This window comes from Actinosynnema sp. NPDC020468 (genome assembly GCF_040642015.1).
Lineage (GTDB): Bacteria > Actinomycetota > Actinomycetes > Mycobacteriales > Pseudonocardiaceae > Actinosynnema.
Window position 1 is genome coordinate 63,248 of the sequence record NZ_JBFAEO010000025.1, and the last position, 22,058, is coordinate 85,305.

The following is a 22,058-nucleotide window of genomic DNA, read 5'->3' on the forward strand; positions in this document are numbered from 1 at the left end:
CGGTCCGTATCGTAGCGCCAGGCAAAGCGGACCGACGGTCCGTTTCGGTGCACGAGGAGGGGCCATGCGCGCGGTGCGGTTCACGGAGTTCGGTCCGCCGTCGGTGCTGCGGGAGGTGGAGGTGCCCGACCCGGTCGCCGGACCGGGCGAGGAGCTGGTCCGGGTCACCGCGATCGGCCTGAACTACGGAGAGACGGTGATCCGCTCGGGAAAGGGCGTGCGGCTGTTCCCCTGGTACGAGGGCACCGCGCGACCCGCGCCGCTCGGGTCGGAGGTCGTGGGCGTGACCGCGGACGGACGACGGCTGGCCGGCGCGCCGGTCGGCGACGCCTACGCCGAACTGGCCGTGCTGCGCGACCCCGTGGAGGTGCCCGACGACGTGTCCGACCACCGGGCGCTCGCCCTGCTGCTCCAGGGCGCGACCGCGCTGGCCGCGTTCGACGCCGCCCGGGCCGCGGCCGGTGAACGACTGCTCGTGGAGGCCGCGGCGGGTGGCGTGGGCAGCCTGCTCGTGCAACTCGGCGTGCGCGCCGGCACGACCGTCGTGGCCGCCGCGCGGGGCGGGCGCAAACTCGCGCTGGCCCGCGAGCTCGGCGCGCCCGAGGTGGTCGACTACGGCACGCCCGGCTGGTCCGCCGCCGTCGCCGAGGTGGACGTGGTGTTCTCCTCGTCCGGCGGCACGATCGGACGCGAGGGCTTCGAGCGGCTGCGCCCCGGCGGACGGCTCGTCGTGTTCGGGTTCGCCAGTGGCGAGCCGCTCGACGTCACGGCCGCCGACGCGTTCCGCAAGGGCGTCGCGGTGATCGGGCTGTGGAACCCGGTCACGCCGGACGCGGTGCGCCGGGCGTTCGCCTCCGGGCTCGAGCCCGTGCTGGGCGAGGCGCTACCGCTGGCGCGGGCCGCCCGTGCCCACCAACTGCTCGAGGACCGCGCCACCACCGGCAAGCTGATCCTGGTCCCCTAGCGCCACCGACACGCTCAGCGGCGCGCGGAACGACAGCAGGCCCAACATCGGCGGGTCGTGGTCCAACAGCCGCAGGTCCGGGAACCGGCGGGCGGTTTCGGCCAGCACGACCTCGCCCTCCAGCCGGGCCAACCCCGCGCCGAGGCAGAAGTGCCGGCCGAAGCCGAACGCCAGGTGCTTGCGCGCGTTCGGCCGCGCCGGGCAGTAGGCCTCGGGGTTGTCGAACACCTCCGGATCACTGCCGGTGCCCGCGAGCATGAGCAGCAGGTGCGCGCCCTCGGGCACCTCGACACCCGCGATCGTGCTCCGCCGCGCCGCGACCCGCCGCCACGTGTTCACCGGCGGGTCGCGGCGCAGCGTCTCCTCCACGCACGCCGCCGCGACCGCCGGATCGGCCGCGCGCCGCCACAGGTCGCCGTGCCGCAGCACGCCGTGGAACAGCGCGCACAGCAACTGGGTCGTCGTCTCCTGACCCGCGATCAGCAGGAAGTAGCAGAGCCCCGCCGCGTCCCGCACCGACACGCCCTCGTGGCGCAGCGCGCCGAACAGGTCGTCCCCGCGAGCCGCCTCGATCCGCGTCGTCAACCACCGGTGGAACTCCGCCGCGGGCACCGCCAGCCCGGCCTGCCGCGCGGGCGACGGGTCGCCCCAGAACAGCTCCAGCGACGCGGTGCTCCACGCCTTGAGCGCCGGCACGTCCACGTCCCGGATGCCCAGCACCTCCAGCAGCACCACCGCGGGCAGGTCGCGCGCGAGCGCCGGGTGCAGGTCCGCGGTCGGGCCGGTCACCCGGTCGAGGCGCTCCCGGGTCAGCTCGGCGATCCGCGGCCCCATCGCCGCCACCTTGCCGGGCGTGAGGAACCGGGCCACCAGCCGGCGCAGCGCGGGGTGCGTGTCGGTGCCGTTGTTGGCCAACGTGGGCGGCAGTGAGAACCCCGCCCGCGCCAGCACCCGCAGCACCGGGCCCGGGATCGGGGTGACCGCGGTCAGCGCGTTGTCCGGCCGGAACGCGTCCTGGTCGACGAGCACCGCGCGCACGTCCTCGTACCGGCTCACCAGCCACAGCCCGGTGGCCTCGTCCCGGTGCACGGGCGCGTCCGCGCGCAGCGAGCGCAGGTCGGCGTGACCGAGCCGGAAGAGGTCCACGCTCGGACCGTATCGGCCGGGTGCGAAACTGCCCGCGTGAGCGTGAGCACAGGCGAGTCGGTGTTCGACTGGATCGACACGCGGGCGCAGGCCCGCGCGAAGGCCGGGTTGGCGCGGCGGGTGCGCCCCCGACCGGCCGGCTCGACCGACCTCGACCTGGCGGGCAACGACTACCTCGGGCTGGCCCGGGACAAGAGGGTGACCGGCGCGGCGGCCGCCGCGGCGCTGCGCTGGGGCGCGGGTTCCACCGGGTCCCGGCTGGTCACCGGGTCGACCGAGCTGCACACCGAGCTGGAGTACGAGCTGGCGAACTTCTGCGGCGCGCAGTCCGCGCTGGTGTTCTCCTCCGGCTACGCGGCGAACCTCGGCGCGCTGACCGCGTTGTCCGGCCCGGGCACCGCGATCGTCGCCGACCAGCACATCCACGCCTCGCTGATCGACGGCACCCGGTTGTCCAAGGCGGACGTGGTGGTGGCCGGGCACTGCGACGTGCCCCAGGTCACGCACGCGCTCGCGACCCGGGGCAAGCGGCGGGCGCTCGTGGTGACCGACTCGGTGTTCTCCGTCGACGGCGACCTCGCGCCGCTGGCCGCGCTCGCCGCCGCGTGCCGGGAGCACGACTCGGCGCTGGTCGTGGACGACGCGCACGGGCTCGGCGTGATCGGCGAGGGCGGCCGGGGCGCGACGCACGCGGCCGGGTTGGCCAAGGCGCCGGACGTGGTCACGACCGTGACGCTGTCCAAGTCGCTGGGCGCGCAGGGCGGCGCGGTGCTCGGCCCCTCGCGGGTGATCAGGCACCTGGTCGACACCGCGCGCACGTTCATCTTCGACACCGGTCTCGCGCCGTCCTCGGTGGCCGCCGCGCTGGCCGCGCTGAAGGTCCTGCGCGAGGAGCCCGACCGCCCCGAACGCGCGCTCACCGCGGCCCAGGACCTGGCGTTCCGGCTGCGCGACGCGGGGTTGCGGGTCAGCACGCCGGCCGCGGCCGTCGTGTCGATCCAGGCGCCCTCGCCGGAGGCCGCCGTCGCGTGGGCCGAGGCGTGCCGCGCCGCGGGCGTCCAGGTGGGCTGCTTCCGCCCGCCGTCGGTACCGGACCAGGTGTCCCGGCTGCGGCTGACCGCGCGCGCCGACCTGACCGAGGCCGACGTGGAGCGCGCGGTCCGGGTGATCACGACCGCCGGCGCATCCGCAGGTGCGGTATCCCGTCTTCCCTGAACTCCGGCCCCTCCGGCACGAAGCCGAACGACGCGTAGAAGTCCGCCACGTAGGTCTGGGCGTCCAGCACGCACGACGCGGCGCCGATCTCGGCCAGCGCGGCCTCCATCAGCCGCCGGCTGAACCCCTGCCCCCGCGCGGTGCGGGCGGTGCACACCCGGCCGACGCGGAACGAGCCGTCGTCCTCCTCCAGCAGCCGGAGGTAGGCCAGCGGGTCCGGGCCGCCCTTCTCCAGCCACAGGTGGCGGGTCGACGGGTCGAGGTCACGACCGTCCAGCTCGGGGTAGGGGCAGGACTGCTCCACCACGAACACCTCCACGCGGAGCCGGAGGACGCGGTAGAGCTGGTCGGGCGTCAGATCGGCCGACCACTGGCGGCGGAGGGTGGCGGGAGCCTGGGAGCGCACGTCCACCGTGGTACCACAGCCGCTAGAAACCCCTCCGGTCGCCGAGCCGGTAGTGGCTGAGCCTGGTGTACACGCCGGGTTGCCCCGGCCGCGCGCACCCGACGCCGAACGACACCACGCCGACCAGCGCGCCGCCCGCGACGATCGGGCCGCCCGAGTCGCCCTCGCACGCGTCCCGGCCGCCCTCGGGGTAGCCGGCGCAGAACATCTTCGCCGAGTCGTACCCCGGCACCGCCCGCGCGCACGCCGGGTCCGACTCCACCGGCACGGCCACCTCCTGGAGCAGCGGGCTCGGCGGCCGGAACTCGCCCGTGCGACCCCACCCGTAAACCTCCGCGAGCACGCCCGGCACCGCCTCGGCGACCGCGATCGTCTGGTACGGCAGCGGTTCGGCGAGCGTGAGGACGGCGACGTCGTCACCGGTGGGCGCGTCCTGGAACGCGGGGTGCCGCCGCACCTGCGCCACCCGCACCTCCCGACCGCCCGCGCGCCGCAGGTCCGTCCGCCCGGCGATGACGATCACCCCGGTGCGGTCGACCAGCCCCAGCGCGGTGCGCTCCACGGCGCAGTGCGCGGCCGTGACCACCTTGTCCGGCTCGATCAGCGCGCCACCGCAGAAGAACCCCGCCGTCGGGTCGCTCAGCGCCACCACCCAGGGCACGGCCGGCGCGTCGTGACCGCCGACGATCGCGTTCGCCGGCACGGCGGTGGACAGGAGGAGGGCGGCGGCGAGGAGCGCGCTGATCCGCACGGGGTAACCCCTTTACGGCAGGTGGACGATCGGACACTCACCGTAGCGACGAAGGCCTACGGGTATCAAATCCGGAAAATCTGTTGTTAGGATCTCGTATCGACGGAGATTCTCCGGCATGTGCGACAGATCACGGTGGTCTGTCCGGATCACGAGGGGGGTTCACCCGTGTACTTCGACTTCTCCCAGCTCCCGGCGTTCTTGATCGCGTGCCTGGTCGTCGTGCTGACGCCGGGGGTGGACGCGTTCCTGCTCCTGCGCACGTCGATGCGCTCGGGCGTGCGGGCGGGCCTGCGGGCGCTGGCCGGCATCCACACGGCGGCGGCCGTGCAGGTGGCCGTGGTCGTCTCGGGCCTGGGCGTGGTGATCGCCCGCTACCCGGCGGTCCTGGTCGCGCTCCGCTGGCTGGGCGCCGCCTACCTGCTGTACCTGGTCGTCACGATCGTGCGGGGTCTGCTGCGCCCGGCGGCCCAGGAGACGACCGTCCCGACCCGCCCGTTCCGCGCGGGCTTCCTGACCAACATCACCAACCCGAAGATGCTGCTGTTCTCCCTGGCGTTCCTGCCCCAGTTCATCGGAACGGGCTCGCCGTCGTGGCAGCTGACCATGCTCGCCGCGGTCTTCCTCACCCTGGCCGCGCTGTGGGAGGGCCTGATCGTCCTCGCCGCCGGCCGACTGTCCAACGCGCCGGCCCGCTTCACCCGCGCGCTGGACGTCGTGTGCGCAGCCGTGTTCCTGACCATGTCGGTGGGACTGGTGGTCTGACGGACTACCCGAAGTACGACGTGACGCGCGTGTAGACACCGGGCTTGCCGGGCCGGGCGCACCCCGTGCCCCACGACACCAACCCGGCGAGCTTGCCGTCCACGACGAACGGCCCACCGGAATCACCCTGGCACGAGTCGATCCCACCCTGGGGAACCCCGGCGCAGAACTGCGCACCCGGCTTGTAATCGGAGTAGGCCGCCGAGCACTCGGCGTCGGAGGTGATCGGCACGGAAACCTTCCGCAACTGCAACGTGGAAGCACCGCTCTCGGCGGTGCGCCCCCACCCGTACACCGTCCCGACCTTCCCGGCCTGGTACAACCCGGACTCGTTGGTGGCGGGCAGCGGAATGGGCCGATAGGGGAACTCTGCCGCGGTGAACAGAATGGCCGCGTCCGCCCCGGCCTGGGCGTTCTTGTAATCGGGGTGCACGACAATCCCGTTCACCCGGGAAACCACCCCTTGCCGCTTGGTCAGGTCAAGCCGCCCCCCGACGACCAACACGTCCTCCGCCTTGATCGACGCGACGCAGTGCGCGGCGGTCGCGACAACGTTGCGCGACACCAAAGACCCCCCGCAGAACTGCCGCCCGGTGGGCGACACCAACGCCACCATCCACGGAACCTCGCCGATGTCCGCAACCTCGACCCCACCGACAATCCGGGGATCAGCGTGGGCAGGCCCGGCGAACACCCCCAACCCAACCCCGACAACGAGCAGAACCCGCACCAGTGATCGCATGGGCCAACCCTCAGCCGTCAAAGCACCCCCCACAACCCACGCCACTCGGACGTGTGACCGCGAGAACCACCCAACCACCCAAAGCGCCGCAGGGCGCGCAAGCCCAATGCGGGGGCCTCGTGTTCTCCCCGTATGGCCTGGGCGAAGCCCAACCGCATGTGTCAAGGGGGCACGTTAAGCGCTACCGCCGGCCGAACTCGACAACGGCCCCCTTGACGCATGTGGTTGCCTCAGGCAGGCCATACGGGGAGAACACGACGCCCTTCACCCCCGGAGGCGCTGCCCGTCCGGCGAGGACGCTCTTAATCCCTAAACACAGGCAAAATCCGACAAAACACACCCTCAACGCGAGCTATGCCCACCGGACGCACCGTCAACGCGAGCCACACCCACCGAACACACCGTCAACGCGAGCCACGCCCACCGAACACACCCACACGACAGCCACGCCCAATCAGATGCGCCCTAAGCGCCGAACACACCCTCAACGCGAGCTATGCCCAACCGGACACGCCCACCGACCACACAGGACTCAGTTCCCGGAGAACTTGTCCCGAACCCGCCCGGCAGCCCCGCTCAACACGTCCCCGAACTCGTTCAACACCTTCATCAACGGATCCTCGGACTCCGCGGCGGACTCCTTGTACGACTTCGCCGCGGACTTCAGGTCATCCGTGAAGTTGGACGTAGTCGAATCGTCCTCCCGCCGCAGGTAATCCCCGGTCAGAATCGCCCGGTACTCCTCCCCCGCGGCCCACTTCTGCAACTCCGCGGCCCGAACCACCGCCATCGGATGCGTCAACGGCCAGGTCCGGATCAACTTCAGCACGCTGTCCCGGACGTCCTCGACGGCCTCGTACTCCTTGGCCTGCTTCAGGAACTCCGCGGTGTCCACCTGGGACAGATCCATCCCGCCGGCCAACGCGACGTGCACCCGCAACGCCGCCGCCGGATCCTGCGCGCACAGCAACCCGGCCCGGTCACAGGTCAACTCGGTCTTCCGGTACCACTCGAACAACGCCGCGATGACCGCCCGGATCGCCCAGTACCCACCGGGCAACCACCCCAGCCCGTTCTGCAACTGCAACAACCGCTGCAAGATCGTCTGGTACAGCGCGTGCCCGGACAGCACGTGCCCCATCTCGTGCCCGATCGCGAACCTCAACCCGGCCTGGTCGAGCAACTCGATCAACCCGGTGGTCAGCACGATGAACGGCTTGTCGATGCCCAGCGCGAGCGCCTGCGGCACCGGGTCCCGCCGCACGAACAGCTCCGGCACCGGGTCGACGTCCAGCGTCGCCGCCGTCTCCAGCCGCAACCGGTCCAGCTCCGGGTACTGCTTGGGCCCGACCCGGATCGAGGAGGCCAGGTACCCGAGCCGCTCACCGCGCTCGGTGAAGGCGCCGGCCACCGCCTGCAACACCGGTCCGATGCCGGGCACCGCGCGCAGCACGGCCAGCGCTCCCCGGTCCACCGGGTGTTCGTACGCCCTCGGGCTGATTCCGGGGAAGCGCACCCGTGCGGTCGACCGCTCGATCTCCTCGCTCATGCCACCAGCGTGCCACGATCCGCGCGCGGCATCTCCCGGATTGGCCGATCGGACCTGCACACTGACGGCATGACGGACGCGCTCGGCTCGGACTACGAGGTCAGGACACTGCCGCTGGGCGGTGAGGTCCACGCGACGCTGGTGCGCAGGCAGGCACGGCCGGCGACCAGGGGGGCGATCCTCTACGTGCACGGGTTCGCCGACTACTTCTTCCAGAGCCACGTCGCCGAGCACTTCACCGCGCGCGGTTTCGACTTCTACGCGGTGGACCTGCGCGCGTACGGCCGGTCCCTCAAGCCCGGCCAGATCGCGAACTACGTGACCGACCTCGCCGAGCACTACGAGGAGATCGACGCCGCCGTGCGGGTGGTGCGCGAGGAGGACGGCCACCGCCACCTCGTGCTGATGGGCCACTCGACGGGCGGTCTCACCACGAGCCTGTGGGCGCACGAACGCCGCGACGACGACCTGATCGACGCCCTGGTCCTCAACAGCCCGTGGCTGGACCTGGCCGAACCGTGGGTGATGCGCACGATCGGCACCGCGTTCGTGCGCGGCGTCGGCCGGATCGCGCCACGCCTGGTGCTGCGGGCGGGCCTCGGCCCGGTCTACGGCGAGAGCATCCACCGCGACCACCACGGAGAGTGGGACTTCGACCTCACGTGGAAGCCGCTCGAGGCGTTCCCGGTGCGCGCGGGCTGGCTGCGCGCGGTCCGCCGGGCCCAGGCGACCCTGCACCGGGGGCTGGACGTGAAGGTGCCCGTGCTGCTGCTCCGGTCCTCGCGCAGCCACCTGCACGCGAAGGCGTGGTCACCCGAGGCGATGACCGCCGACACCGTGCTGGACGTCGAGCACATGCGCAAGTGGGGCCCGAAGATCGGCCGGGACGTGCGGATCGTGCAGGTCGACGGCGGCCTGCACGACCTGTTCCTGTCCGCCGAGCCGGTCCGCCGCCGGGCCCTGGCCGAGGTGGACGAGTTCTTGGACCTGATCTAGAAGCGCCCCCGGCTACTCCCCCGGCTTGGGCCGGTGGTGCACGTACTCGACCACGGTGCCGTCCGGGTGCCGCGCGGTGAACCCGACGCCGGTGGGCACGTCCACCGGCGGGTCGAGCACCTCGGCGCCCTCCCGCGCGAGCCGCTCCAGGTACGGCCCGACGTCGGCCACCAGCACCGTCCCGTGCGTGGCCCGGAACGGCTCGGTGATCGCGGGTTCGCCCTCCACGATCAGGAACGCGCCCACGGTCGCGAGGCTCAGCCGCTTCTCCGGGTAGTCGGCGCGCAGGTCGACCCGGACGTCCTGGAGCCGTTCGTAGAAGCCGATCGCCTCGTCCAACCCGCCGGGCGGGACGAAGGCGCGGATGTACACCCGGGGTTCGGTGCGGTCGGAGGAGTCGTTGTCGCGTCGCCACAGTGCCATGACCACCACCCTGCCGAGGACCCGTCCGCTCCACGAGAAGCCGGTTCGTGCTGTCACCGCCGGTAATAGGCTCGGACGGGTGGGCACCAGGCAGGAGTTGGGACGGTTCCTCCGCGCGCACCGGGCGCTGCTGGACCCGGCGGACGTCGGGCTGACCGGGTCGCGCCGCCGCCGCACGCCGGGTCTGCGGCGGGAGGAGGTCGCGGCGCTGTCCGGTGTCGGGCTGTCCTGGTACACGTGGCTGGAACAGGGCCGGGTCGGCACCTCGCGCGAGGTGCTGGACGCGGTCGCCCGCGCGTTGCGGCTGGACGACGACGCGCACCGGCACGTGCTGACGCTCGCGGGCCACCACGCGCCGCCCGCCGAGCCGGACCCGGAGCCGTTGCGCCACCTGGTGGCGGGCCTCGGCCGACCCGCCGCGCTCGTGGACGGGTGGTTCGACGTGCGCGCGGGCGGGTTGTTCGGGGAGTCCGACAACCTGGTGCTGGCGTTCACCTCGCCGCGCTGGCGCGCCCGGGTCCCGGACTGGGAACCGCTGGCACAGGCCGTCTTCCGCGAGTTCCGCCGGCACGCGGACCAGGCGCCGGACGCACCGCGCGCCCGCGCGCTACTGGCCGCCCTGCGCGCCGACCGCCCGGACCTGACCCCCTGGTGGGAGTGCCGCGCGGTCGTGGAGTTCCGCACCACCGCCGCCACCGTCGACGGCGTCGGGCACGACTTCTCGCTGCTGCGCCCCGCCGGCTCGACCCTGGGCGTCCTGATCGCCACCCCGCGCTGACCCGTTCAGGAAACCGCCGCGCGCGGCGTGCACCGCGATCCGGGCGCTGCGCTCGGCCAAGGCCCGGTCCACCGGCTCGCCCGTGACGAAAACCCGGTGGTACACCGGAGCGCAGGCGAGCTTGACCACCTCCTCGCCGTCCACCTCCGCCGGGAGTTCCCCGCGCGCCTTGGCCCGCTCCACCACCGCGGCCGCCTCGGCGTGCCGCCGGGCGTAGAACCGCCGCTTGGCCTCGCGGGCGGGCGTCGAGTGCAGCGCGGCCGCCACCACCGCCACCGGCACGGCCCGGGCGACCGGATCGCCGAACGTGTCGACGACCTCGCCGACCACCGCGATCAGGTCGCCCTCCAGCGACCCGGTGTCGGGCACCTCCCACGGCGTCTCGCGCGAGTGGTCCAGCGCGTCCGCGACGAGCGACTCCACCGTCGCCCAGCGCCGGTACACGGTCGTCCGGTGCACCCCCGCGCGGCGGGCCACGTTCTCGACGGTCATCCCGAGGTGACCGCGCTCGGCCAACTCCGCGTACGTCGCCGCGAGCACCGCCGCGCGCACCCGCGCCGACCGACCACCGGGCCTGCTGACCACCGCGCCTCCCTCGTCACCCACCGCTTAACGCGATCCGTGTTGCATTATGACACCCCTCATGCCAGCCTAAAGCGACACGAGTCGCGATAGGAGCCACCTTGACCCGCGAAACCCCCGCAGTCCCCGCGCCGCCCGCGATCCCCGACCCGACCGTCCTGCACCCGATGCCTGCGCACCCGCGCGTGGTCCTGCTCAAGCCGCTCGTCACGTCGCCGACGATCGAGGTGGGCGAGTACACCTACTACGACGACCCGGACCACGCGACCGAGTTCGAAACCCGCAACGTCCTCTACGGCTACGGCCGGGAGAAGCTGGTGATCGGCCGGTTCTGCGCCATCGCCGCGAACACCCGGTTCATCATGGCCGGCGCCAACCACCTGACCACCGGCGTCTCGACGTTCCCCTTCACGATCTTCGGCGGCGAGTGGGCCGAGCGGACCGCAGACCTGTTGCAGGACATGGCAACCCGGGGCGACACCGTGGTCGGCAACGACGTGTGGATCGGCTACGGCGCGCTCGTCATGCCCGGCGTCCGCATCGGTGACGGCGCGATCGTCGCCACCGGCGCCGTGGTCACCGCGGACGTGCCGCCCTACACCGTCGTCGGCGGCAACCCGGCCAAGCCGATCAAGCAGCGGTACTCCGACGAGGACGTCGACCTGCTGCTGGCCGCCCGCTGGTGGGACTGGCCGATCGACGTCGTCACCGAGCACGTGCGCACGATCATGTCCGGCACCCCGGCCGAGATCGCCGCCCTCGCGGCCCGCCTCCGCCCGGAGGCGTGACACCGCCGTCCCACGACGACGTTTCACAACAAGGCGGTGAACAACCGGTTGGCCTAGCGCCCCGGCGGACACCCGGCGGGATCATGGGTGCGCGCCGAGGAGGTTGCCGTGGGTGACGAGCGGGACGAGTCGAACCGGTACTGCGACCTCACCATGCGAGGCGGCACGGCCAGCGGGGTCGTCTACCCGTGGGCCGTGGTCGAACTCGCCCGGCACTACCGGTTCCGGTCGCTGGGCGGCGCGTCCGCCGGCGCGATCGGGGCCGCGTTCACCGCCGCCGCCGAGAAGGGCCGCGACCGGGGCGGGTTCGACAAGCTCCGGGACGTGATCCACTGGTTCGCCGCGCCGGACTGGCGGCTCGCGCAGCTGTTCCAACCCGGCCACGACACCCGCAAGCTGTTCCGGATCGTCGCGGCGGCCATGCAACGACGCGGCACCACGGGTCGCAGCCCGGCGTTCTGCCTGTTGCTCGCGCTGTTCGGCGCGATCGGGTGGCGGGCGAAGTCGGCGCTGACCCTGGCTCTCGCGCTGTGGCTGCTCGGCCCGACCGCGTGGGTGCTGGTGGTCGACTGGGGAAGCACGCCGACGTGGCTGCTCGTCGCGCTCACCGTGCTGGTGGTGCTGACCGTGCCGCCCGCCCTGCTGGCCGCCGCGCCGCGCCGACCGGGCTGGTGGTGGCAGCGGATCGGGATCGCGCTGCTCCTGCTGATCCCATTGGTCCCGGCGTTCGCGGCGACCCGGTGGACCGCGCCGAGCCTCGCCACCACGGCCGCCGCGGTCGTGGTCTGGCTGGTGTCCGGCTTCGCGTTCCTCAGCGCGGTGGCGACCACGTACCTGTTGGGCGCCAAGCGTTTCCTCGACCGGATGGCGCGGCACCTGCACTTCGGGCTGGTGCCGGGAACCGGGACGTTCAAGGCGAACTTCTGGGACCGCCGCTGCGGCGTGCCGCGGTCGACCGGCGTGCCGCCGTTGAGCGACTGGCTCGCCGACCGGCTGGACGACCTCTCCGGCACGACCGACCTGACGTTCGCCGACCTCGACACCACGCTGGTGCTGATGACCACCGACCTGTCCGAGGGCCGGCCCTACCGGCTGCCGTTCGGCGACCCGGCCGCGAACTGGCTCTACTGCCCGCACTGCCTGGGCAAGGTGGTGCCGGCGCGCACCGTCGCCGTGCTCGGCGAGGACACGACCGACCTCACCTGCCCGCTGGACGACACCGTGCTTCGGGTGCTGCCCGCGAACCTCCCGGTGGCGCTGGCGGTGCGGATGAGCATGCCGCTGCCCGGGCTGATCGCCGCCGTGCCCCTGGTCCGCGCCGAGCCGGAACCGCGCGTGCACTGGTTCTCCGACGGCGGCATCACCAGCAACTTCCCGATCCACTTCTTCGACTCGATGCTGCCGCGCTGGCCCACGTTCGGGCTCACCCTCCAGCCCTACCCGACCCCGGACGCGGCCGACGTGTGGCTGCCCGAGCAGGACGCGTCGACCAGCGGTCGCCCGTTCGCGGACCTGGGCAAGGTGCAGCACTTCGCCGCCGCGATCCTGAACACGATGATGGACTGGCGGGACACGATGCAGTCCGCGATGCCCGGGTTCCGCGGCCGGATCGCGCACGTCCGGGTCGCCGAGGACGAGGGCGGCACGAACCTGTTCATGCGCCCGGAGACGATCCTCGAGCTGGCCGGGCGCGGCGAGCAGGCGGGCAGGCTGCTGCGCGAGCGGTTCACCGCGGACGACTCGACCGACACCGACCGGTACCGGTGGATCCGGATGCGGATGGCCGTGCGGGAGCTCCAGGAGCTCGCGGTCCAGGCCGACCAGCGCGAGGCGCTGTACCGGGAACTGGCCGCGACCTACCGGATCCCGGAGGACCTCCACGAGTGGTTCCGCACCCCGCCGGAGGGCCTCGACCCCGAGCGCGGGCGGATCGAGCTGACCCTGGACGGTCTGGGCAACCTGGTGAAGGGGCCGTTCGACGGCGAGCCGCCGGTCGACCCCGACCTCAGGATGACCCCGCCCGAGTGACCTACGGCTTGCGGCCGACGCCGACGAACGCGCTGATGAACGCGTCGTCGGAGTCCGGCCGCCACTCGGGCAGCGGCACGACGCCGGGTTCGGCGAGCTCCAGCCCGGTGAAGAACGACGCGATCTCCTCGCCCGACCGCAGCACCAGCGGGCTGTCGGTGCGCTGGTAGATCGCCTTGACCTTCTCGCTGTCGTCCAGCCCGTCGCGCGGCACGTTGTCCGCGCTGCCGTGCGAGATCGCGATGTACCCGCCGGAGGGCAGCGCCTCGCGGTACCGGGCGATCGCCTTGTGCGGCTCGTCGGCGTCGGACACGAAGTGCAGCACCGCGACCATCAGGACACCGATCGGCCGGTCGAAGTCCAGCGTGCGCCGGACCTCCTCGTGGTCCAGCACGGAGTCGGGGTCGCGCATGTCCGCCTGGATCGCCACCGCCAGCGGGTTGTCGGCCAGCAGCGCGGTGCTGTGCGCGACCGCGACCGGCTCGACGTCGGCGTAGACCACCCGTGCCGCCGGGTTGGCGGCCTGGGCGATCTCGTGCACGTTGCCGACGGTCGGGATGCCCGACCCCAGGTCCAGGAACTGGTCGACGCCCTGGGAGAGCAGGTATCGCACGGCGCGGCGGAGGAACGAGCGGTTCGCCCGCGCCGCGCCGGCCATGCCCGGGTAGATGCGCTCGACGTTCTTCGCGGCCTCGCGGTCGACCGCGAAGTTGTGCGACCCGCCGAGGTAGTAGTCGTACATCCGGGCCACACTCGGTCGGTCCAGGTCCACCGACGACGGGACCCAGCTCGCCTGCTCCATGCACATCTCCTCGTCTAGACGCCGCGATAGTGCCGCCCGCACCTCGGCGAAGCAACCTCCGAACGGGCCCGGGTCACCCGTTCGGTCGATCGTCTTCGTCACGTTCCGCCGCGTTCAGCTCCCGGTCAGGGCATCGGCCAACGCCTCGGCGAGCATCGGCTTGAGGGTTTTGCCGAACTCCACGTTGAGGTGGTCCGGGTCGTAGTAGACCGCGACGTTCCCGACGACCGCGTGGCACCGCTTCTCGTCGCAGAAGTAGTCGGTCAGGTCGACCAGCGACACGCGGTCGTTGCCGGTGGCGCGGGCCGCGTCGGACAGCGGGTCCGGCGGCTGGGCGGTGTGCCGGTCGACGGCGCACGCGGCCGGGTCGGACGGGTTCAGCGCGGGGCAGTCCGGCGCGCGGACCTCGCCGTTGAGCGGCGGGTCGCCGAGCACGACGACGCGCGCGCCCGCGTCGGTCCACTTGCGCCAGCGCGGCTCCAACCCGGCCCGGTACTGCGCGGCCTGGTCGCGTCCGCTGTGGTCGTCGGCGTTCTCCCGGCGGGCGAAGAAGGACAGCAGCACCGTCGAGGGCCGGTCGGCGGCGATCACGTCGGTCATCCGCGCGGTCCACTCCTCGCAGCGGCGGACGTCCTCGGGCGGCGCCTTCTCCCGGTAGCCGGTGAACCGGATGTCGGCGAACGGGCAGCCGCCCAGGTAGCTGATCGTGAACAGCCACTTCTGCTCGCGCGCCAGGTCGAACAGCGGACCCTGCCACTGCTGGGCGTGCGAGTCGCCGACCAGCCACACCTTCCGCGCGCCGGGCGCTCCGCCGCTGAAGTCGCACACCGACGTGGTGGTCTTGTCGCCCGCCTTGTGGTCGGAGAGCTCCCGGCACTCCGGCGCGGGGTGCCAGTACTCGTTGGCCGGTCCCATGGCGGTGGTCCGCGCCGGGCCGAACGGCGCCGGGCAGCCGTTGGCGACGATCATCGCCGACGCGCCGTGGCACGGTCCCGCGACGCCGGCCGCGACGTCGCGCTCGGCCTGGGCGACGTGCCGGCCGTAGGTCCACTGGAGACCGCCGGCGAGCAGCGACACCACGACCAGCCCGGCCACCATGCCCGCGAACGTGAGGCGCGAGCTGCGGGTCAGCGGCGCCCAGGCCATGCCGCGGTCCTCGACGAACTTCTTCGACAACTGGGCGAGCACCAGCGACACGGCGAACACCGCGAGCAGCGCGGGCGTGGTGAGCCGACCCGCCCGCAGCACGTCGCCCAGCAGGAACGGCGCGAGCAGCAGCACCGGCCAGTGCCACAGGTACAGCGAGTAGCTGATGCCGCCGACGAACTGCACGGGCCAGGACGCGGTCACCCTGGTGTGCCACTGCGGCCCGGGCCGCAGCCCGGAGACGATCACCAGCCCGGTGCCCAGCGCGGGCACGAGGGCCGCGTAGCCGGGGAACGGCGTGGTGTGGTCGAAGCCGAACGCGGCGGCCACGATCATCGCGAACCCGGCGAACGCGGCCAGCCCGGCAGGCACCCTCGGCAGCACGAGCCTGCTCGCGGCCAGGGCCACCCCCGCGCCGACCGCGAACTCCCACACCCGCACCGGCGTGACGAAATACGCCTCACTGGGCGAGGTGGCGGTCAGGTACACGCTGTAGGCCAGCGACAGCGCCCCCATGGCCGCGACGCCCGCGACCACCCACCGCCGTCGGCCGATCTTGAAGAACAGCAGCAGGAGCAGCGGCCAGAACAGGTAGAACTGCTCCTCGACCGACAGCGACCAGTAGTGCCGGACCAGGCTCGCCGCGCTGTTGGCCGCCGAGTAGTCGACGGACTTGGCCGCGAGCAGCCAGTTCTCCCAGTACGTCGCGGCGGCGAACGACTCCTGCGCGGTGGCCTCCCAGCGCGGGTAGGGCAGCAGCAGGTAGGCCGCGACGAGGCCGAACCCGAGGACCACGAACGCGGCGGGCAGCAGTCGCCGCACCCGGCGGGCGTAGAACCGGCGCAGCCGGACCCGGCCGTCGCGGACGATCTCGCGGTCCAGGTGCGAGGTGATCAGGTAGCCGGAGATGACGAAGAAGACGTCGACACCGACGTAGCCGCCGGTGAGCGCCTCGGGCCAGAAGTGGTCGACCACGACCGCCAGGACGGCGATCGCCCGCAGCGCCTGGATGTCGGACCGGAACACCGCGTCGGCGCGCCGGCGCGGGGTGGATGTCGGAGCGGCGTCGTCGGGACGCCGCTCAGTGGACGTGCTCATGTGGTGGTGCCCCCCTGAGTTACTTCGGGCAGGCACCGTACGCCCTTTCGAGGGTCACTCGAACGGGTCGATGGTATGAATCAAATCACGGCCGGAAGGTCCACCGCCGCGACCGGATCCCGACTGCGCCCAGTGGCCGAACCCCCTGCACCCCAACGGACGCGATCTCCACGTGACCCGCGCGCACGTCGCGGGGTCGGCGCCGACCGACCCGGCGGAATGGGCGGCGGAATGCGATCGCGGAATTCCGGCGCGGAATCCGGTCCGCACCGCCCGGAATTGCGCAGGTCGGATTTGCCCGGCACGAATTGAGACGCGGTCCGACGCGGGGCGCGTCGGGCGGTTGGGGCCGGCCGACGAACCGGCGGGCGGAGGTTCGTCCTGGCGCACCAACCGGGGTCGGGCCGGCGCGGCGAACGATGGGGTGGTCCGCACCGGGACGAGACGAGGGATCGACAGAATGACGAAAAATCTTCAGGAATTGCGGGCGCTACTCGACGAGTGGGCCCGGGAGGCCGAAGTCCCCGGGATCGCCGTCGGCGTCCTCCAGGACGGCGAGGAGTCGGTGCTGGCCACGGGCGTGTCCAGCGTGGACGCCCCGACGCCGGTCGACGGCGACACCCTGTTCATGGTCGGCTCGACCTCCAAGACGTTCACCGCCGCCGCCGTGCTGGTGCTGGTCGAGGACGGCCTGCTGAACCTGGACGAGCCGGTGGTGACGTATCTCCCAGACCTGCCGCTGGCGGACCCGACCGCCCGAGCGACCGTGACACTGCGTCACCTTCTCACCCACACGGGTGGATTCCTGGGTGACGTGGACCTCGACAACGGTTGGGACTCCGACGGGTTGGCCGAGGCCGTCGCCGGGTTCGGCGACCTGCCGCAGGTGTTTCCGACCGGCGAGGTGTTCTCCTACAGCAACAGCGGGTTCGTGCTGGCCGGCCGGGTGCTCGAGGTGGTGTCGGGCACGTCGTACGAGGACCTGGTGCGCACCCGGCTGCTCGAGCCGCTGGGCATGACCGACTCGCACTTCCTGCCCTGGGACGTGCTCACCCGCCACCACACCGTCGGCCACACCCTGGTGCCCGGCGGCACGCCCGTCGTCGCGCACACCCTGGGTCTGCCCCGGTCGGTGGCCGCGGCCGGCGGCCTGTGGTCCTCGGCGCGCGACCAGCTGCGCTGGGCCCGGTTCTTCCTCCTCGGCGAGTCGACCGGCGCCGCGCCGCTGGGCGAACGGGCGCGGACCGCGCTGTGGGAGCCGCAGCGACGGGCGGCCCTGCCCTACGAGCAGGTCGCGCTCAGCTGGCTGCGCACCCGGTACGGCGACGCCGAGCTGGTGCGCCACGGCGGCAACGTCAGCAACCTCCAGGTCTCGGAGTTCGTCACGCTGCCCGACCAGCGGTTCGCGGTCACCGTGCTGACCAACAGCAGGGGCGGCGGGGTCGTCGGACCGCGGGTGGTCGACTGGTGCCTGGAGAACCTCGCGGGCGTGCCGCCGATCCCGGCCGCGCCCGTCCTGCCGCGCACGCCCGAGCAGCTGGCCGACTACACCGGGCGGTACGAGACGGGCGGGCTGGCCTTCGACTTCACCGCGCGCGAGGACGCCCTGTGGGCGCGGATGCTGGTGATCTCGGACCCCGACAACTCGCCGCCCGCCTTCGAGGTCGCGTTCGTCGCCGAGGACGTGGTGGCCAGGGCGGCCGACACCCGCCGTGCCACCGGCGGCTTCGTCCGCGACGCGCGGGGCCGGGTGACCGCGGTCGAGTTCGGCGGCCGGACCGCGCGCCGGCAGGAGGTCGCCCCGGCGTAGCCGAGGCTCGCTCAGAGCGAACAGCCGGCGGAAACAATCCCGCGCTCACCTTGGTTGAGTGGGTCAGACTCAACTTTGGAGGAGAACATGGGCGAGACGTTGGCGCTGCCGGTGCTGCCCCTGGACGACGTCGTCGTGCTGCCCGGCATGGTCGTGCCGATCCGGCTCACCGGGTCCGACGCCACCGCCGAGGCCCGCGCAGCCGTGGAGGCCGCGACGGCGCCCGGCGGCGGCTCGAAGGTGCTGCTGGTGCCCCGGCTGGACGGCAAGTACGCCAAGGTGGGCACGCTCGCGCTGATCGAGCAGGTCGGCAGGCTCGCGGGCGGCGAGCGCGCCGCCGTGGTCCGCGGCACGGAGCGGGTGCGGATCGGCACCGGGACGACCGGACCGGGCGCGGCGCTGTGGGTCGAGGCGACGATCGCCGACACCCCGCCGGTGGACGACCGGACCCGCGAGCTGGCGCGCGAGTACAAGGCGCTGGTGACGTCGATCCTCCAGCAGCGCGGCGCGTGGCAGGTGGTCGACTCGGTGCAGTCCGTCGACGAGCCGGCCGCGCTCGCCGACCTGGCCGGGTACGCCTCCTACCTCACCGACGAGCAGAAGGTGTGGCTGCTGGAGACCGACGACGTCGGCGAGCGGCTGGAGAAGCTGCTGGCCTGGGGTCGCGAGCACCTGACCGAGATGGACGTCGCCGAGACCATCCGCAAGGACGTCAAGGAGGGCGTGGAGAAGCAGCAGCGCGAGTTCCTGCTGCGCCAACAGCTCGCCGCGATCCGCAAGGAACTGGCCGAACTGGACGGCAGGCCCGCCACCGAGGAGCAGGACTACCGGGCGCGCGTCGAGGGCGCGGACCTGCCCGAGCACGTCCGCAAGGCCGCGCTGGCCGAGGTGGACAAGTTGGAGCGGACCTCCGAGCAGTCGCCCGAGGTCGGCTGGATCCGGACGTGGCTCGACACGGTGCTGGAGCTGCCCTGGCAGAACCGCACCGAGGACTCCTACGACATCGCGGGCGCGCGGGCGGTGCTGGACGCCGACCACGCGGGCCTCGACGACGTGAAGGAGCGCATCACCGAGTACCTGGCGGTGCGCAGGCGGCGGGCGGACCGCGGCATGGGTGTCGTCGGCGGTCGGCGCAGCGGCGCGGTGCTGGCCCTGGTCGGCCCTCCCGGCGTGGGCAAGACGTCGCTGGGCGAGTCCGTCGCACGGGCCATGGGCCGCGAGTTCGTCCGGGTCGCGCTGGGCGGCGTGCGGGACGAGGCCGAGATCCGCGGCCACCGGCGCACCTACGTCGGCGCGCTGCCCGGTCGCATCGTGCGGGCCATCTCCGAGGCGGGCTCGATGAACCCCGTGGTGCTGCTGGACGAGATCGACAAGGTCGGCGCGGACTACCGGGACGACCCGACGGCGGCGCTGCTGGAGGTGCTGGACCCGGCGCAGAACCACACGTTCCGGGACCACTACCTCGAGGTCGAGCTCGACCTGTCCGACGTGGTGTTCCTGGCCACGGCGAACGTGCTCGAGTCCATCCCCGGCCCGCTGCTGGACCGGATGGAGCTGGTGCGGCTCGACGGGTACACCGAGGACGAGAAGGTCACCATCGCCCGCGACCACCTGCTGCCGCGCCAGGTCGAGCGGGCCGGGTTGACCGCCGAGGACGTGTCGGTGACGGACGGCGCGCTGCGCCGGCTCGCGGGCGAGTACACCCGGGAGGCGGGCGTGCGGCAGTTGGAGCGCTCGCTCGCGCGGGTGCTGCGGAAGGTGACCGCGAAGGTCGCGCTGGAGCAGGAGACGCTGCCGGTCGCGGTGGACGTGCCGGACCTGCGCGCCTACCTGGGCTCGCCGAAGTTCACCCCGGAGTCGGCCGAGCGCACCGCGGTGCCGGGCGTGGCGACCGGGTTGGCGGTGACCGGCGCCGGCGGTGACCGGCGCCGGCGGTGACGTGCTGTTCGTGGAGGCGTCGCTGGCGGAGAAGGGCACCGGCGCGTCCGGTGTGACGCTGACCGGGCAGCTGGGCGAGGTGATGAAGGAGTCGGCCCAGATCGCGCTGTCCTACCTGCGGTCGCACGACGCGCGGGCCGAGGCGCTGGCCGACCGGGGCGTGCACATCCACGTGCCGGCGGGCGCGGTGCCGAAGGACGGTCCCTCGGCGGGCGTGACGATGACGACCGCGCTGGCGTCGCTGCTCTCGGGTCGCCCGGTGCGCTCCGACGTGGCGATGACCGGCGAGGTGTCGCTGACCGGCCGCGTGCTGCCGATCGGCGGGGTGAAGCAGAAGCTGCTCGCCGCCCACCGGGCGGGGCTGACCACCGTGCTGCTGCCCGCGCGCAACGAGCCGGACCTGGACGACGTGCCGGCCGAGGTCCGCGACGCGCTGACCGTCCACCTGGTCTCGGACGTCACCGAGGTGCTGGACCTGGCGCTGACGCCCGAGGCCGCGACGGTCGCCGCCTAGCCCGCGCACCCTCCGCTCGGGCACCGGGGACCGAGGTGGTCCCGGGTGTCCGGGTGGGGGGTCCGCGGGTGTCAGGCCCGGGGCGCGGTCGGCGAAAGGAAGTCGTCCAGCACCACCGGGGTCAGGCCGTCCTGCCGGGCGCGGTTGAGGAACGCGAGCCAGTCCTGGACGAAGGTCTGCCGGAAGTGCATCAGCACGATGTCGCCCGGGTTGAGCTTGCCGCCCGCCTGGAACTGGACCACGCCGTCGTTGACCGCGGCGGTCCACAGCACCAGCGCGTGGAAACCGCACTCGGCGGCGACGCGGCGGGTGTTCTGGTCGTAGTTGCCGAACGGCGGGCGGAACAGCGAGGGCCTGGTGCCGAACTGGGTGGCGAGGTAGTCGGCGTTGCCGCAGATCTCGTCGCGCTGGCCGGCCGCGCCGAGGGTGGTCAGGTCCGGGTGGGAGTGCGTGTGCGAGTGGACCCGCGCGTGGGCCTTGTCCTTGAGCGACTTGAAGAAGTCGACGTTGCCGTCCACGTACTTGGTGTTGAGGAACAGCGTGGGCTCCACGCCCGAGGACTTGATCAGCTCCAGCGCCTCCGGCAGCCGCACGGCGCCGTCGTCGATCGTGATGAACACGTAGGGCTTGTCGGTCTCGACGCGGCGCACGACCGGCAGCAGCCCGTCGGACGACGGCGGCACGACCGCCTGCGGTGTGCCGTACTCGTACGGGTGCTGGAACACCGGGATCGTGGTGCCGCCCGGACCGGGCACGGCGGTGGGCGGTGTGGTCGTCGTGGTGGTGGTGACCGCGGTCGTGGTGGCGGTCGCGGCCACGGGCTTCGCGGCCTCCGGCTGGGTCGTGCAGGCCACGGCCACCAGGACCAGGGCAGCCGCCGCCGCTGCCCGAAATCTCCGCATTAGGTTCTCCCCCAATGGAAAAGGCCTCACCCGTCCGGCGAGGTTCACCCATTAGAGACGTCTTCAGCCTCCCTTAAGTTGCTCATGGTTGAACCTGCGGCACACGTCACACGTCGATAGGGTCGACCGGGTCCCCCCGCAAGATCACGTGTGGAGATCCGATGAGCCTCAAGCGCCCCGTCGCACCCGACCCCTACGCCCTGCTGCCCGAAGTCGACCGGTTCGACGTGACGTCATCCGACGTTCAGGACGGCGAAACCCTGGCGCAGGCCCACGTTCACGAAGCGGGCGACACCTCGCCGCAGCTGAGCTGGTCCGGTTTCCCCGAGGCCACCAGGAGTTTCGTGGTCACGTGCTTCGACCCGGACGCGCCCACGCCGTCCGGCTTCTGGCACTGGGTCGCGGTGGACCTGCCGGTGTCGACCACGTCGCTGCCCACCGGCGCGGGCGGGTCGGACGCCACCCTGCCGGGCGAGGCCTTCCACGTGCGCAACGACTACGGCACCCGCGCGTTCGGCGGCGCCGCGCCGCCGCCCGGCGACCACCCGCACCGCTACTACTTCGTCGTGCACGCGGTCGACGTCGAGAAGCTGGGCGTGGACGGCGACGCCTCACCCGCCGTGGTGGCCTTCACCCTCGCGTTCCACACCCTCGCGCGGGCGATCATCACCCCGAAGTACGCGAGCCGACCCGGGGAATGACCGCCTCACGTCGT

General features: G+C 72.6%; 18 protein-coding genes and 2 pseudogenes. 10 read left to right on the top strand and 10 right to left on the bottom strand.

The genetic code is table 11. The features are described from left to right. Positions 1 to 64 precede the first annotated feature (64 nt). Positions 65 to 964, top strand: a complete 900-nt coding sequence (locus tag AB0G50_RS19505) for a zinc-binding dehydrogenase (RefSeq protein ID WP_360110200.1) — start codon at positions 65 to 67, stop codon at positions 962 to 964. Here AB0G50_RS19505 and AB0G50_RS19510 read toward each other — a convergent pair. Next, entirely contained in the window at positions 884 to 2,110 is a 1,227-nt protein-coding gene (locus AB0G50_RS19510) for a cytochrome P450 (RefSeq protein WP_360110203.1), read from the bottom strand. The genes AB0G50_RS19505 and AB0G50_RS19510 overlap by 81 nt on opposite strands. 36 nt (positions 2,111 to 2,146) lie before the next feature. On the opposite strand from AB0G50_RS19510, the gene AB0G50_RS19515 reads away from it, so the two are divergent. Beyond that, entirely contained in the window at positions 2,147 to 3,325 is a 1,179-nt protein-coding gene (locus AB0G50_RS19515; RefSeq protein WP_360110206.1) for an 8-amino-7-oxononanoate synthase, read from the top strand. Here AB0G50_RS19515 and AB0G50_RS19520 read toward each other — a convergent pair. Both AB0G50_RS19520 and AB0G50_RS19525 read right to left on the bottom strand, forming a co-directional pair. Further along, positions 3,279 to 3,731: a GNAT family N-acetyltransferase gene (locus AB0G50_RS19520; protein WP_360110316.1), complete on the bottom strand. Its 453-nt coding sequence runs from the start codon at positions 3,729 to 3,731 to the stop codon at positions 3,279 to 3,281. The two genes, AB0G50_RS19515 and AB0G50_RS19520, sit on opposite strands and share 47 nt — an antisense overlap. A 22-nt stretch (positions 3,732 to 3,753) precedes the next feature. Then, entirely contained in the window at positions 3,754 to 4,482 is a 729-nt protein-coding gene (locus AB0G50_RS19525) for a serine protease (RefSeq protein ID WP_360110209.1), read from the bottom strand. A gap of 168 nt (positions 4,483 to 4,650) precedes the next feature. On the opposite strand from AB0G50_RS19525, the gene AB0G50_RS19530 reads away from it, so the two are divergent. Then, positions 4,651 to 5,247 carry a LysE family translocator gene (locus tag AB0G50_RS19530; RefSeq protein ID WP_360110212.1) on the top strand — a complete coding sequence of 199 codons (597 nt, stop codon included), beginning with the start codon at positions 4,651 to 4,653 and terminating at the stop codon, positions 5,245 to 5,247. Between the two features lie 4 nt (positions 5,248 to 5,251). On the opposite strand, the gene AB0G50_RS19535 is transcribed toward AB0G50_RS19530, so the two are convergent. Both AB0G50_RS19535 and AB0G50_RS19540 read right to left on the bottom strand, forming a co-directional pair. After that, a complete protein-coding gene (locus AB0G50_RS19535) occupies positions 5,252 to 5,989 on the bottom strand; it encodes a serine protease (protein WP_360110215.1) in 738 nt (245 codons plus the stop codon). Between the two features lie 532 nt (positions 5,990 to 6,521). After that, entirely contained in the window at positions 6,522 to 7,538 is a 1,017-nt protein-coding gene (locus tag AB0G50_RS19540; RefSeq protein WP_360110218.1) for a M48 family metallopeptidase, read from the bottom strand. 69 nt (positions 7,539 to 7,607) lie between these two features. Here AB0G50_RS19540 and AB0G50_RS19545 point away from each other — a divergent pair, with 69 nt between their 5' ends. Continuing rightward, a complete protein-coding gene (locus AB0G50_RS19545; protein WP_360110221.1) occupies positions 7,608 to 8,534 on the top strand; it encodes an alpha/beta hydrolase in 927 nt (308 codons plus the stop codon). Between the two features lie 12 nt (positions 8,535 to 8,546). On the opposite strand, the gene AB0G50_RS19550 is transcribed toward AB0G50_RS19545, so the two are convergent. After that, positions 8,547 to 8,957: a VOC family protein gene (locus AB0G50_RS19550; protein ID WP_360110224.1), complete on the bottom strand. Its 411-nt coding sequence runs from the start codon at positions 8,955 to 8,957 to the stop codon at positions 8,547 to 8,549. A 79-nt stretch (positions 8,958 to 9,036) separates the two neighbouring features. Between AB0G50_RS19550 and AB0G50_RS19555 the strand changes: the two genes are divergently transcribed. After that, the gene (locus AB0G50_RS19555) at positions 9,037 to 9,735 is read left to right on the top strand and encodes a helix-turn-helix domain-containing protein (protein ID WP_360110227.1); all 699 of its coding nucleotides are present in this window, start codon (positions 9,037 to 9,039) and stop codon (positions 9,733 to 9,735) included. 54 nt (positions 9,736 to 9,789) lie between these two features. On the opposite strand, the pseudogene AB0G50_RS19560 reads toward AB0G50_RS19555, so the two are convergent. Beyond that, positions 9,790 to 10,341 (bottom strand): annotated as a pseudogene (locus AB0G50_RS19560) (TetR/AcrR family transcriptional regulator); the annotation flags it as partial. 143 nt (positions 10,342 to 10,484) lie between these two features. Here AB0G50_RS19560 and AB0G50_RS19565 point away from each other — a divergent pair. Together AB0G50_RS19565 and AB0G50_RS19570 are read left to right on the top strand one after the other, a co-directional pair. After that, positions 10,485 to 11,105: a CatB-related O-acetyltransferase gene (locus AB0G50_RS19565; protein ID WP_360110319.1), complete on the top strand. Its 621-nt coding sequence runs from the start codon at positions 10,485 to 10,487 to the stop codon at positions 11,103 to 11,105. A gap of 108 nt (positions 11,106 to 11,213) precedes the next feature. Then, complete coding sequence (locus AB0G50_RS19570) at positions 11,214 to 13,133, top strand: patatin (protein WP_360110230.1); 1,920 nt, start codon at positions 11,214 to 11,216, stop codon at positions 13,131 to 13,133. Between the two features lies 1 nt (position 13,134). Here AB0G50_RS19570 and AB0G50_RS19575 read toward each other — a convergent pair whose 3' ends face one another. Together AB0G50_RS19575 and AB0G50_RS19580 are read right to left on the bottom strand one after the other, a co-directional pair. Then, positions 13,135 to 13,935: an SAM-dependent methyltransferase gene (locus AB0G50_RS19575; RefSeq protein ID WP_360110233.1), complete on the bottom strand. Its 801-nt coding sequence runs from the start codon at positions 13,933 to 13,935 to the stop codon at positions 13,135 to 13,137. A gap of 114 nt (positions 13,936 to 14,049) precedes the next feature. Beyond that, positions 14,050 to 16,179: an acyltransferase family protein gene (locus tag AB0G50_RS19580; protein WP_360110236.1), complete on the bottom strand. Its 2,130-nt coding sequence runs from the start codon at positions 16,177 to 16,179 to the stop codon at positions 14,050 to 14,052. 460 nt (positions 16,180 to 16,639) lie between these two features. On the opposite strand from AB0G50_RS19580, the gene AB0G50_RS19585 reads away from it, so the two are divergent. Together AB0G50_RS19585 and lon are read left to right on the top strand one after the other, a co-directional pair. Further along, positions 16,640 to 17,989, top strand: a complete 1,350-nt coding sequence (locus AB0G50_RS19585) for a serine hydrolase domain-containing protein (protein WP_360110239.1) — start codon at positions 16,640 to 16,642, stop codon at positions 17,987 to 17,989. Between the two features lie 87 nt (positions 17,990 to 18,076). Then, positions 18,077 to 20,441 (top strand): annotated as a pseudogene (lon, locus tag AB0G50_RS19590) (endopeptidase La). 71 nt (positions 20,442 to 20,512) lie between these two features. Here lon and AB0G50_RS19595 read toward each other — a convergent pair. Then, positions 20,513 to 21,343 carry a polysaccharide deacetylase family protein gene (locus tag AB0G50_RS19595; protein ID WP_360110242.1) on the bottom strand — a complete coding sequence of 277 codons (831 nt, stop codon included), beginning with the start codon at positions 21,341 to 21,343 and terminating at the stop codon, positions 20,513 to 20,515. Positions 21,344 to 21,504: 161 nt separating this feature from the next. On the opposite strand from AB0G50_RS19595, the gene AB0G50_RS19600 reads away from it, so the two are divergent. Further along, positions 21,505 to 22,044 (top strand): YbhB/YbcL family Raf kinase inhibitor-like protein, encoded by a 540-nt coding sequence (locus AB0G50_RS19600; RefSeq protein WP_360110245.1) that lies wholly within the window; start codon positions 21,505 to 21,507, stop codon positions 22,042 to 22,044. The last annotated feature ends 14 nt before the right edge of the window (positions 22,045 to 22,058 follow it).

Excerpts from the sequence above, each read along its gene's own strand:
- AB0G50_RS19585 (WP_360110239.1), top strand. The coding sequence starts at position 16,640 with ATGACGAAAAATCTTCAGGAATTGCGGGCGCTACTCGACGAGTGGGCC.
- AB0G50_RS19545 (WP_360110221.1), top strand. The coding sequence starts at position 7,608 with ATGACGGACGCGCTCGGCTCGGACTACGAGGTCAGGACACTGCCGCTG.
- AB0G50_RS19505 (WP_360110200.1), top strand. The coding sequence starts at position 65 with ATGCGCGCGGTGCGGTTCACGGAGTTCGGTCCGCCGTCGGTGCTGCGG.
- AB0G50_RS19535 (WP_360110215.1), bottom strand. The coding sequence starts at position 5,989 with ATGCGATCACTGGTGCGGGTTCTGCTCGTTGTCGGGGTTGGGTTGGGG.
- AB0G50_RS19565 (WP_360110319.1), top strand. The coding sequence starts at position 10,485 with ATGCCTGCGCACCCGCGCGTGGTCCTGCTCAAGCCGCTCGTCACGTCG.
- AB0G50_RS19600 (WP_360110245.1), top strand. The coding sequence starts at position 21,505 with ATGAGCCTCAAGCGCCCCGTCGCACCCGACCCCTACGCCCTGCTGCCC.
- AB0G50_RS19580 (WP_360110236.1), bottom strand. The coding sequence starts at position 16,179 with ATGAGCACGTCCACTGAGCGGCGTCCCGACGACGCCGCTCCGACATCC.
- AB0G50_RS19595 (WP_360110242.1), bottom strand. The coding sequence starts at position 21,343 with ATGCGGAGATTTCGGGCAGCGGCGGCGGCTGCCCTGGTCCTGGTGGCC.
- AB0G50_RS19540 (WP_360110218.1), bottom strand. The coding sequence starts at position 7,538 with ATGAGCGAGGAGATCGAGCGGTCGACCGCACGGGTGCGCTTCCCCGGA.
- AB0G50_RS19575 (WP_360110233.1), bottom strand. The coding sequence starts at position 13,935 with ATGGAGCAGGCGAGCTGGGTCCCGTCGTCGGTGGACCTGGACCGACCG.
- AB0G50_RS19550 (WP_360110224.1), bottom strand. The coding sequence starts at position 8,957 with ATGGCACTGTGGCGACGCGACAACGACTCCTCCGACCGCACCGAACCC.